This window comes from Enterobacter ludwigii (assembly GCF_001750725.1).
GTDB classification, from domain to species: Bacteria; Pseudomonadota; Gammaproteobacteria; order Enterobacterales; family Enterobacteriaceae; genus Enterobacter; species Enterobacter ludwigii.
Genome location: NZ_CP017279.1, coordinates 2,002,373 through 2,013,826, shown reverse-complemented (window position 1 = coordinate 2,013,826; position 11,454 = coordinate 2,002,373). Strand labels below are relative to the sequence as shown.

General features: G+C 54.2%; 12 protein-coding genes and 1 riboswitch. Of the genes, 3 read left to right on the top strand and 9 right to left on the bottom strand.

Translation table 11 applies throughout. The features are described 5' to 3' along the window. Positions 1 to 4: 4 nt before the first annotated feature. Positions 5 to 194, bottom strand: a riboswitch (yybP-ykoY riboswitch). A gap of 198 nt (positions 195 to 392) precedes the next feature. Genes BH714_RS09470 through manX form a run of 4 tightly spaced genes read right to left on the bottom strand, consistent with a single transcriptional unit; the run spans position 393 to position 3,580 of the window. Continuing rightward, on the bottom strand, positions 393 to 851 hold the full coding sequence (locus BH714_RS09470) for a DUF986 family protein (protein ID WP_014170600.1): 459 nt from the start codon (positions 849 to 851) through the stop codon (positions 393 to 395). Positions 852 to 905: 54 nt separating this feature from the next. Next, the gene (locus BH714_RS09465) at positions 906 to 1,757 is read right to left on the bottom strand and encodes a PTS mannose transporter subunit IID (RefSeq protein WP_006810994.1); all 852 of its coding nucleotides are present in this window, start codon (positions 1,755 to 1,757) and stop codon (positions 906 to 908) included. Positions 1,758 to 1,769: 12 nt separating this feature from the next. Further along, entirely contained in the window at positions 1,770 to 2,570 is an 801-nt protein-coding gene (gene manY, locus BH714_RS09460) for a PTS mannose transporter subunit IIC (protein ID WP_014170599.1), read from the bottom strand. Positions 2,571 to 2,617: 47 nt separating this feature from the next. Further along, on the bottom strand, positions 2,618 to 3,580 hold the full coding sequence (gene manX / locus BH714_RS09455) for a PTS mannose transporter subunit IIAB (RefSeq protein WP_040017768.1): 963 nt from the start codon (positions 3,578 to 3,580) through the stop codon (positions 2,618 to 2,620). Between the two features lie 265 nt (positions 3,581 to 3,845). Between manX and BH714_RS24495 the strand changes: the two genes are divergently transcribed. Beyond that, complete coding sequence (locus BH714_RS24495) at positions 3,846 to 4,055, top strand: protein YoaL (protein ID WP_071605456.1); 210 nt, start codon at positions 3,846 to 3,848, stop codon at positions 4,053 to 4,055. Beyond that, positions 4,043 to 5,602: a CNNM family cation transport protein YoaE gene (yoaE, locus tag BH714_RS09450; protein ID WP_040017767.1), complete on the top strand. Its 1,560-nt coding sequence runs from the start codon at positions 4,043 to 4,045 to the stop codon at positions 5,600 to 5,602. Before BH714_RS24495 ends, yoaE begins: the two co-directional genes overlap by 13 nt. 6 nt (positions 5,603 to 5,608) lie before the next feature. On the opposite strand, the gene BH714_RS09445 is transcribed toward yoaE, so the two are convergent. The 4 genes from BH714_RS09445 to pabB form a co-directional block, all read right to left on the bottom strand. Beyond that, positions 5,609 to 7,207, bottom strand: a complete 1,599-nt coding sequence (locus tag BH714_RS09445; protein ID WP_040017766.1) for an EAL domain-containing protein — start codon at positions 7,205 to 7,207, stop codon at positions 5,609 to 5,611. A gap of 141 nt (positions 7,208 to 7,348) precedes the next feature. Next, positions 7,349 to 8,713, bottom strand: coding sequence for an L-serine ammonia-lyase (gene sdaA, locus BH714_RS09440; protein WP_020883424.1), 1,365 nt, complete (start codon positions 8,711 to 8,713; stop codon positions 7,349 to 7,351). Between the two features lie 184 nt (positions 8,714 to 8,897). Next, on the bottom strand, positions 8,898 to 9,476 hold the full coding sequence (locus BH714_RS09435) for a CoA pyrophosphatase (protein WP_014170594.1): 579 nt from the start codon (positions 9,474 to 9,476) through the stop codon (positions 8,898 to 8,900). A 6-nt stretch (positions 9,477 to 9,482) separates the two neighbouring features. Beyond that, positions 9,483 to 10,829, bottom strand: a complete 1,347-nt coding sequence (gene pabB, locus BH714_RS09430) for an aminodeoxychorismate synthase component 1 (protein WP_040017765.1) — start codon at positions 10,827 to 10,829, stop codon at positions 9,483 to 9,485. Between the two features lie 61 nt (positions 10,830 to 10,890). On the opposite strand from pabB, the gene BH714_RS09425 reads away from it, so the two are divergent. Further along, positions 10,891 to 11,073 carry a YoaH family protein gene (locus BH714_RS09425; RefSeq protein WP_020883426.1) on the top strand — a complete coding sequence of 61 codons (183 nt, stop codon included), beginning with the start codon at positions 10,891 to 10,893 and terminating at the stop codon, positions 11,071 to 11,073. Between the two features lie 6 nt (positions 11,074 to 11,079). Here BH714_RS09425 and BH714_RS09420 read toward each other — a convergent pair whose 3' ends face one another. Next, positions 11,080 to 11,424 carry a RidA family protein gene (locus BH714_RS09420; RefSeq protein WP_014170591.1) on the bottom strand — a complete coding sequence of 115 codons (345 nt, stop codon included), beginning with the start codon at positions 11,422 to 11,424 and terminating at the stop codon, positions 11,080 to 11,082. Between the last annotated feature and the right edge of the window lie 30 nt (positions 11,425 to 11,454).

The following is an 11,454-nucleotide window of genomic DNA, read 5'->3' as shown; positions in this document are numbered from 1 at the left end:
GTCCAGACCGGGGGATATCCATATGACACATCACTGCCCCCAGTAAACAGCAGTTGATGTATCTATGGTCTCGCCTGACCGCCTTGCACAAATCTGTGCGGCAAACGGTCCGTACGTGCCACGTTTTTCAACGAGTATGTTGACACGTACATTTCCTGCGAACAGGAAATCAGCTACTCCCCAACGACGGGCGCAACCTTAACATATTTTGAGAATATAAAACAACAATGAAACGGCATTATTTCGTCAAGGTGTTGATAACGATTTTCATTTAGATTTATGCGTGAAAATAACGTTAATAAATATAAGAGAAATGACAGAATGGAATATAGCTTTGGCTATATCAGGTGCGCAAAATAAACGCAGAATATAGCCAAAGCTATGTGGTTAACTTACTGAGTTTTAAGCATAAGTTTGTATATTCTTTCCAGGTCGTCAATATTCTTGACCCGAATAAGCAGCCGGCGTTGCTCTAATTGCATCACCAGTACACCATCTTCCGATAAATTCATCTCTTTAATACGGTTATATTCTATCCATACATTGGCGAAGAAAAACCCGCGGCTTTTAAAAATGATTTTCGGAACACGGATCCAGAACAGATAAATCGCCATTAATGCCAGCGCACATAATAACCATGTGGTTAATATTGCACCATGACCGGTCACGTTGTTGTATATAAGAATGACGATGAGACCGGCGAAGATAAACGCATCCACGCGGCCGCGTCGCAGAAGGGGCAGGGAGAGCAGCGTTTCGCCGTGGCGGCGGGGCATGATGAACTCGTCATAGATCGCATATGCCAGAAGGGCCACAATAAACAAAACCAGTACGATGTCCGTGACAGTCATTCATCCTCCAGATAAAAAAACCGGGGGCAAGCCCCCGGCGTATTACGTGATGTCTTACAGGCCCAGCAGACCGACAGCGTAGCCCGCGATACCGATGACGAAGAAGCCAACAATGATCCACAGCGGGTTAACTTTCTTACGCAGCAGCCACATACAGGCGAAGGTCAGCAGCAGCGGTACCAGACCCGGCATCAGCTGGTCCAGAATCGTCTGCACGGTGGTAACACGGGTCTGACCATCCTGACCGGTGATGGTGGACACCACCAGCGGGATGTTCACGTGCGTCCACTTGTTAACCAGTGCCCCCATGACAAACAGGCCGAGGATTGACGCCCCCTCAGTCAGTTTCTGCAGGAAGCCGCCGCCCATATCCTTAACGATGTCCACCCCTTTACGGTAACCGTAAGCCACACCGTAGTAACGGGTCAGCAGACGCACCGCGTTGAACAGGATGAAGAACAGCAGTGGCCCAAGCAGGCTTCCGCTCATGGCGATACCAGCACCCAGCGCCGCGAAGACCGGACGCACGGTACCCCAGAAGATTGGGTCACCGACGCCGGCCAGCGGGCCCATCAGACCGACTTTGATACCGTTGATGGCACCATCGTCAATCTCTGCGCCGTTTGCACGCTGCTCTTCCATCGCCAACGTCACGCCCAGAACCGGAGCCGCCACATAAGGATGGGTGTTAAAGAATTCCAGGTGACGCTTAATCGCCTGACGGCGCGCTTCGTTGTTTTCCGGATACAGGCGTTTGATAGCCGGTACCATGGAGAAACAGAAGCCCAGCGCCTGCATACGTTCGAAGTTCCATGAACCCTGAAACAGGTTAGAACGGATGAACACGCCACGAATATCACCCGGAGTGAGTTTTTTCTCGGTGGTAGTTTTTGTCATATCAACCATTTCGCTCACCTGCTAGTCCAGTTCGTTATCGAGATCGTTATTACCAGCAGCCTGCGCTGGGGCACCCGCAACGCGGTTATATTTCGGGCTGAGCTGGATGTAGAGAATCGCCATCACTGCACCAATCACACCCAGCGCAACCAGGTTGAAGTTGGTGAACGCAGCAGTAACGAAGCCGAGGTAGAAGAACGGCATCAGGTAGCCTGCGCGCATCATATTGATAACCATCGCATAACCAACCACCACAATCATACCGCCTGCGATGTTCAGACCGCCGGTGACCACTTCTGGAATGGCGTTCAGCATGCTCTGTACTTCACTGGTACCGACGGAGATCGCAACGATAACGGCCGGGATCGCGATACGCATCGCCTGCAGGAACAGGGACGATACGTGGATCCAGGAGAGCGCCGTCAGGTTGCCATTTTCGGCCGCCTTATCCGCCGCGTGCTGGAAAGCCACGGTGATAGTACGCACGATGATGGTCAGTACCTGACCTGCTGCTGCCAGCGGGATGGCCAGGGCAATACCTGCACCGATACTCTGGTGACCGGCAATAACCAGAACCGTAGAAATGATGGACGCCAGCGCGGCATCAGGCGCAACTGCCGCACCGATGTTCATCCAGCCCAGGGCAATCATTTCCAGGGTACCACCGATGATGATCCCGGTTTTCATATCACCCAGAACGGCACCAATCAACGTACAGGCCACCAGAGGGCGGTGGAACTGAAATTCATCAAGTACGGATTCCATACCCGCAATACACGCGACGATGAACACCAGCACAATCTGAAGAGTGGTAATCTCCATTGTACTTCTCCTATTACATAAGCTTTATGTGAAAAACCGGCGCGGGCTTATTTCCCAACTTTACCGATCAGATCCATCATTTTCAGTTTCTGATCCGTGGAAACCTTACGGGCTTCCAGTTCGATACCGCGTGCATTCAGCTTGTTGAATGCCTCGATATCTTTCGCATCGACTGAAATGGCGTTGTTGACCTGCGTTTTGCCCTGACGGAATGCCATACCACCAATGTTTACGGAGGTAATTTTCACGCCGCCTTCAACCAGGCGTTCAACGTCTGTCGGGTTTGTGAACAGCAGCATCACGCGCTCGCCCGCATATTTCGGGTTGTTATAAACGCGGATCATTTTGGCGACATCCACCACGTGCGCGGTAACGCCAGGAGGAGCAACCTGTGTCAGAAGGGTTTTACGTACGGTATCAGCAGCAACTTCGTCGCTGACGACAATAATGCGTCGAACGTTGGTCTCTTTGGTCCAGCGCGTTGCCACCTGGCCGTGGATTAAACGGTCATCGATACGGGCAAGGCCGATCACCATGTAATCATTCGGGCCCATGGGCTTCGCTGGGGCTGCGGCTTTTGGCGCCGCGGCCACTGGAGCAGGCTTCTCAGCCGGTTGTGCTTTCAGCGCTTTCACGCCTTCGCGACCGGTTTCAACTGCCAGAGCGACCAGTTCATCAAAACTCGGATTGTCGTCGCGTGCCATGAAGGTTTCCACCAACATGGGGATATTCACCCCGGCGACAACTTCATAATGCTCTTTATCGACGACAATGCGGCTGGCAGCATTGAACGGACTGCCTCCCCATGTATCAACGAGAAACAGCACGCCTTTGCTGGTATCCAGTTTCTGCAGTTGAGCAGTGTACTTCTCAATCAGCGTTTCAGCGTTTTCACCGGGAACGAAATCGATCCAGCCGACGTTTTCCTGCTCACCCAACAGCATCTCTGCTGTTTTGAGTAACTGCTCTGCAGCCCAACCATGTGTGCCTATGACAATAGCAATGGTCACTTGCTACCTCCTTTTATTATCATTAATACGCCTGCCAGGCAGTCGCACTGTGAATCGTATCTGGCCAACCGAATCGATTCAGAAAAGGGTTAGAGTTAAAAAACTAAGACTTCCGCGAATTATTTTAGATAGTGAAAAAATAATTTATGTGATGAAGATCCGTAATTTAGCTATGGGTTACAGAATTATCTGTAAGGTAAAGCAGCTGTGTTACAGATCTTTGCAAAGGAACGTAAATCTTTGCTAAAAACGCATTGTCTCTGATATGTTTAGCCTCCGTTTAATTGTTCAGGAGTATAGGGCTACAGCCCACTATATGGACCGTCACCGACGTCAGTCATCCTCCAGGCCATTCCGCGCCTGTTTCACCGGCGATCCTCGCCACGTATCGACTCTGTCTGCCTCTGTTTTGCCCACGTTGAGTGGGGCACCGTTTGGTCATTCCGTTAGCAGGAGCGTTTCATGGAATTCTTAATGGACCCGTCAATCTGGGTGGGATTGCTCACGCTGGTCGTGCTTGAGATTGTTCTCGGCATTGATAACCTGGTGTTTATTGCCATCCTTGCGGACAAACTGCCGCCAAAACAACGTGATAAAGCGCGTCTGATCGGCCTCTCTCTGGCTCTGGTCATGCGTCTGGCACTGCTGTCCGTGATCTCGTGGATGGTTACGCTGACGAAGCCGCTTTTTTCCGTCATGGATTTCACTTTCTCCGGCCGTGATTTGATCATGCTGCTCGGGGGGATATTCCTGCTTTTCAAAGCAACGACAGAGCTTCACGAGCGGCTGGAAAATCGCCAGCACGATGATGGACACGGTAAAGGCTATGCCAGCTTTTGGGTCGTGGTACTGCAGATCGTGGTGCTTGATGCGGTCTTCTCGCTGGATGCGGTGATCACGGCTGTCGGCATGGTGAACCACCTCCCGGTGATGATGGCTGCGGTGGTTATCGCGATGGCGGTGATGCTGCTGGCGTCTAAGCCACTGACGCGCTTTGTGAATCAGCATCCGACGGTCGTGGTGCTCTGCCTTAGCTTCCTGCTGATGATTGGTCTGAGCCTGGTGGCGGAAGGTTTTGGCTTCCATATACCAAAAGGCTACCTGTACGCAGCCATTGGCTTCTCGATCCTCATCGAGCTGTTTAACCAGATTGCACGACATAACTTTATCAAGCAGCAGTCTACCCAGCCGCTGCGTGCGCGTACGGCTGATGCGATTCTGCGTCTGATGGGCGGTCGCCGTCAGGTCAACGTGCAGAATGACAATGAAAGCCGTAACCCGGTTCCCGTCCCGGAAGGGGCATTTGTGGAAGAAGAGCGCTATATGATTAACGGCGTGCTCTCCCTGGCCTCCCGCTCGTTGCGCGGCATTATGACCCCGCGCGGTGAAATCAGCTGGGTCGATTCCCGCCTGAGCGTTAATGAGATTCGCCAGCAGTTGCTCTCTTCACCGCATAGCCTGTTCCCGGTATGCCGGGGTGAACTGGACGAGATCATCGGCGTGGTGCGTGCGAAAGAGATGCTGGTGGCGCTGGAAGAAGGGATTAACGTCGAAGCCGTCGCCGCCGCATCACCGGCGATTGTGGTGCCGGAAACGCTGGATCCTATCAACCTGCTTGGCGTCCTGCGCCGCGCACGCGGTAGCTTTGTTATCGTCACCAATGAATTTGGTGTGGTGCAGGGTCTGGTGACGCCGCTCGACGTGCTTGAAGCCATTGCCGGTGAATTCCCGGATGCGGATGAAACCCCGGAAATTGTCTCCGACGGTGACGGCTGGCTGGTGAAAGGCACCACCGATCTGCACGCGCTACAGCACACGCTGGGTCTGGAAAACATCATCAACGATGAAGAGGACATTGCGACCGTGGCTGGGCTGGTTATTGCCGTTAACGGACAAATCCCGCGGACCGGCGATATCATTGAACTGCCTCCGCTGCAGATCACGATAATCGAAGCGAATGACTATCGCGTCGATATGGTGCGCATTGTTAAAGAGCAGTCGGCCCACGACGAAGAAGAGTAACTGAGCCTAGCGTAACGGCATCAGCGGAACGATATGCCCGTTACGCGGTGCTGGCGGAGACGAACTCTCCGCCAGCCATTGCGGAAATTCCCTCAGCGGCATAGGCTGCGCAAACAAAAATCCCTGCAGTACCTCTACCCCGTGATGACGCAAATACCGCGCCTGCTCGGGCGTTTCTACCCCTTCAGCCACCAGCTCAATGCTAAGCCGTTGTCCGAGCGCAATGATGATGTCCGTCACCGTGGAGTTCACGGCATCAGTGCCGATAGCGCTGGTAAAGGACTTATCAATTTTCAGCACGTCCGGATGCAGCTTTTCCAGCCACGAGAGTGAGCTATTGCCGGTGCCAAAATCATCAATGGCCAGCTTCACGCCCTGACGGTGTAGCTCTCTTACAATGCGATAATCCACGTCCTGCAGCGCGTCACGCTCCGTCAGCTCCACAATCAGCTGCTGGCTGGGGTGCGCACTGAACCAGTAGCGGTTCAGGTCCTGAATGAGCGTTCCATGCCGGAAATGGCTGGCGGCGGCGTTGATGCCAATGTGGAAGCCGGGCGTTGCCGGAAAATAGCCAATCTGACTCACCGTCTCGTTAATGACGTAACGTGTGAGAGGGATAATCAGGTTGTGCTCTTCGGCGAGCGGAATAAAAACGTCCGGGGAGATCCATCCCTGACGGGGGTTGTTCCAGCGCAGCAGGATCTCCACCCCCACGCATTTCTGCGTGCGGGCATTCAGCAGCGGCTGGCAAAACAGCTCAAATTCACGCGCGGCCAGGCCAAGGTTAATTTCCCAGGTAAAACTCATGCGGTTCGCGGTCGCAAGCCAGGCGACGTAACCCATCAGGAGACTGAGCATCAGCGCCAGCGGCAGCTGAGAGGGCAAATATATCAACGCCAGCTCGCTGGCTCCCGGGCCACTGACGGTAATGGTGAACGGGAAATGGCTGGATTGCTGGCGCAGAACCCTCTCATCATCGTTTATTGTCAGCGAGTCGGAGACATTTTCACCGTAGCGCAGGTATTTATCCCCTACGGTCAGGGCCACGTCGGTGATAAGCGGGCGCTGTGGCTCCAGCATCAGGCGAGTGATGAGATCGATATTCACAATCTGCATCACACCATCTTCTCCGCTATCAGAAACCGGATACCACTGAATCAGGATCGGGCTTCCCTTAAGCAAGGATTTGTCGGTGGAGAGCACCAGCTTTGTTTCGGCGGAGGGCAGGGCAGGCTGAATCTCTCGCAACGGGACGTCGCGATTGCCGAAAATACTTGAACAGTAAAGGATACCGTCTTTGACCAGTGCAATTGAGCGCACCGTTTGCAGTGAGGCCGCCTGTTTTCGTAACACTAAATGCGCCTGAGAGCAGGGCGCTCCGACCAGTGCCAGCAGCGGGTTGCGCCCTTTTTCCAGCGGCAATAAGACGTTATCCAGCACGTTGACGGAGTGCGCCGCAAAGTTCAGGGTGTTTTGCTGATTTACGTTACGCTGTGAAATAAAGCGTATACCCAGCGTAATGATGAGCGTAAGAAGCGCAACCATCACGCAGACGATGACGCGTTTTCGGCGATACTTTTTTATGATCCTCTGTGCTGTTTGCATGGGAGGCCGCCCAATACGCCTTCAGCACCAAAAGCCGAGGCAACACAGCAAGTGTAGTGGGGAAATATTAAGTCGACGAGAAAGGGATAAAAATTCGCCCATCCGTGGAAGATGGGCGAGAGAGGCGTTGAGGCGAAACGGTTAGTCGCACTGCACCTTTATCGCCAGACCGCCGCGGGAGGTCTCACGATATTTGGCGTTCATGTCTTTACCGGTTTCGTACATGGTCTCGATAACCTTGTCCAGCGAAACGCGTGGCTCGCTGGTACGGCGCATGGCCATACGCGTGGCGTTGATCGCTTTTACCGACGCGATAGCGTTACGTTCAATGCACGGTACCTGCACCTGACCCGCAACCGGATCACAGGTGAGACCGAGGTTATGTTCCATACCGATTTCAGCCGCCACACAGACCTGCTCCGGGCTGGCGCCCAGCAGCTCTGCAAGACCGGCCGCGGCCATAGAACAGGCCACGCCCACTTCACCCTGACAGCCCACTTCAGCGCCAGAGATAGACGCATTCATCTTGTACAGCGCACCAATCGCCCCTGCTGCCAGGAAGTAGCGAATGTAGATATCAGGCGTTACGGGTTCAATAAAGTGATCGTAGTAGGCCAGTACCGCCGGAACGATACCGCACGCGCCGTTCGTTGGTGCAGTCACCACCCGGCCACCCGCGGCGTTTTCTTCGTTCACCGCCAGCGCAAACATGTTCACCCAGTCGACCACGTTCATCGGGTCGTTAGAGAATTTGTCTGTGGTGACCAGCATACGGCGCAGCGCAGAGGCGCGACGCGGTACGCGCAGTGGCCCAGGCAGTACGCCTTCGGTGTTCATGCCGCGATCGATACAGGCCTGCATGGTTTGCCACACGTTCGCAAAATAGTCTTCAATCTCTTTTTTGCTGTGCAGCGCCAGTTCGTTCTGCATCACCATGCCGGAAAGTGACAGACCGGTTTCATGGCAGTAGTCCAGCATCTCTTTGGCGGACTTGAACGGGTAAGGTACGTTCACATCACCCGTTGTATCTTTGCCGAAGTGTTCCTCATCAACGATAAAACCACCGCCAATGGAGTAATAGGTTTTGCTGTAGATCACTTTGTCGCCGTTAAAGGCGTGGATCTGCATACCGTTTTCATGCAGGGAGAGGTTATCGCTACGAAAACGCATGCCGTCATCATGCGGGAAATCCACTTCATGCTGACCGTTTGCCAACAGCAGGCGGCCGCGCGTTTCCACGTCGCGGATAAATGCCGGAATGGCATCAATATCTACGGTATCCGGCATATTGCCCGCCAGACCCATAATAATGGCGATATCGGTGTGGTGGCCTTTACCCGTTAATGACAATGAGCCGTAAACATCCACGGCGACACGGGTAACGCTTTCCAGTAATCCTTTTTCGACCAGATCATCGACGAACTGTTTACCGGCCTTCATCGGGCCAACAGTATGGGAAGACGAAGGGCCAATTCCCACTTTGAACATGTCGAATATACTAATCACTTTCACACTCCTGACAGGGTTACCGGGGTTCCAGTAACGATGTTATAACTGCGCATAGTGTAAGAGGGAAGACCGACCTCGGCTTAACTATTCACATGAATTAAACTAATGGTTAACGATGGTTTTGCTAATAGCGCGACGCCGATCGCAAACCTTGCAGAAGAGGGTGGAATGTAAAGTATAGTCAAGGCTTCAGGCCGATTTGCAGCGCCAGTTCACGAATGATGCCCGCCGTCATGCCCCAGACAAAATAATGCTGATACCAGGACAACCACACCCGGTGCGCATGACCCCGACGCTGGATATCCAGCGGATGATAACGCCCGAGCCGAAGGGCCTCTTCCAGCGGCATCTCAAACACCGCAGACACTTCATCGACGCTGGCGTGATATTGCAGATCCGGCGGGATAATGCCGACCACCGGTGTGACCTGAAAACCGGTCACGCTGTCGACCGGCGGCAGCACGCCAATGATCTCAACCGCTTCAGGCGGAATGGCGACCTCTTCCTGGGCTTCGCGCAGCGCGGCGGCAATCAGCGAGGCGTCAGAACTGTCCACGGCACCGCCCGGAAAGGCGACCTGACCGGCGTGCTTACGTAAATGTGGCGAACGCTGGGTGAGCAGCAGACCCGGCTGCTCACGACGGACCACCGGGATCAACACCGCTGCCTGACGTTGATTGAGGGCTTCGCGGCTCACGTTGGGCCGCAAAAGCTGAAAGCGCGACAGAAAATCATCCAGCGTCAGGTTCTCTTTTTCCACCCGTCATTACTCCAGTTGTTTCAGGATACGGTTAACTTTATCAAAGGTTTCCTGATATTCCGCATCGACCTGGCTATCAGCAACAATTCCGCCCCCTGCGGAACAGTACAGATTCCCGTTACAGGCGGTCAGCGTTCGAATGGTGATGCTGGTATCCAGCGTACCGCAGAGACTGATATAGCCAATGCTGCCGCACCAGGCGTTTCGACGATGCGGTTCCAGCTCATCGATTATTTCCATTGCCCGCACTTTAGGCGCGCCGGTTATCGAGCCCCCCGGGAACGCGGCGCGAAGCAGATCGCAGGCCGTGCGCGAGGCGGGCAGTTGCGCGGTAATGGTGCTGACCAGGTGATGCACCGCGGGGAACGGCTCAACGACAAACAGTTCAGGGACACGCACGCTTCCCGGTACAGCGACCCGGCCAATGTCGTTACGCATGAGGTCGACAATCATCAGGTTTTCAGCGCGATCTTTTAACGAGGCCGCCAGTTTTTCCGCCTGCTGGCGGTCGGCAACAGGATCGGCCAGCCGGGGAAGCGTGCCTTTAATCGGTCGCGTCTGAATAGTGCCATCGGCAAGATGAATAAAACGCTCGGGCGAGAGGCTCAGGATAGCGCCCTGTTCCAGGCGCAGAAATGCACTGAACGGTGCCCGGTTACTGGCGTTGAGGCGGGTAAATGCCTGCCACTCATCGCCTTCACAGGTTGCCTGAAAACGCTGGGCAAGGTTGACCTGATAGCAATCACCGCTCTGCAGATAGCCCTGAACCCGCTCAAACTTCGCGGCGTACTCCCGCGCGGTCATGTTGGCGCGCCACGCAGAGGTCAGGTGGAAATCCGCTGTTGCGACGGGGACCTGTGCCTCAAGCCAGGCAAGCCGGGCGGACACATCCTGATGGCTGAGCAGAGAGACCGCCTGCTTGTGGTGATCGACGATTATTGCCCAGTCATAAAGCCCCACCGCCATATCCGGCAGCGGAATGTCGTCCTGCGCAGTCTCCGGCAAGGTTTCGAAGCGGCGACCTAAATCATAGCCGAACAAGCCCAGCGCACCCCCCTGGAAGGGAAGGTCGGGATTTTGCGGAACGGTTAAGCCCAGCGCGTCCAGCGCCTGCTGAAGTAATGACAGCGGATCGTCCGTTGACTGCGTTTCGCCCGTCGTAGTCACATTCCCTTGTGTTATCAGGGTCTGCAGAGGGTCGGCAACCAGAATATCAAAGCGGCTGTAGGGATGATCCGCATATCCGGAGTGCAGCAACATCGCAAAAGGAAGATGGCTGAGGCGGGCAAACCAGAATTCCGCGGCGTCTGAACGCCAGGGTAATGAAATGACTGTAGGGGGTAACGGGTTCATGTGTGGCATACTACCGGGCAGCGTGAAATAATTAGCGCGGATAATTTAGCAGGAGTTGACAATGTTTGCAGGTTTACCTTCTCTGAGCCATGACCAGCAGCAGAAAGCGGTTGAGCGTATTCAGGAACTGATGTCCCAGGGGATGAGCAGCGGACAGGCGATCACGCAAGTTGCTAATGAACTTCGCGCCACCCACACCGGCGAGCGGATCGTGGCGCGTTTTGAGGATGATGAAGAGGAGTAATCCGGCTTAAACCGCCGCGATAATCTTAATTTCGACTTTGTATTCCGGCTTCATCAGCGTCGCCTGTACGGTACACCGTACGGGCGCATGTCCCGCCACAACCCAGGCATCCCAGGCTTTATTCATCGCCGCAAAATCGTCTTTACTGGCAAGAAAAATGGTCGCATCCAGAATGCGTGATTTGTCGCTGCCTTGCTTTTCCAGCACGGCGTCAATCTGCGCCAGCGTATTCGCCGTCTGTTCGAAGGCATCTGCGTCGAGATTTTCCGGTACACCGGTGTAGTAGAGCGTCTGGTTATGGATGACCACATCAGACCAGCGTGCTTCGGCATCAATGCGCACAATTGTCATAAACATTTCCTCGTTATTTTCATGTCAGTC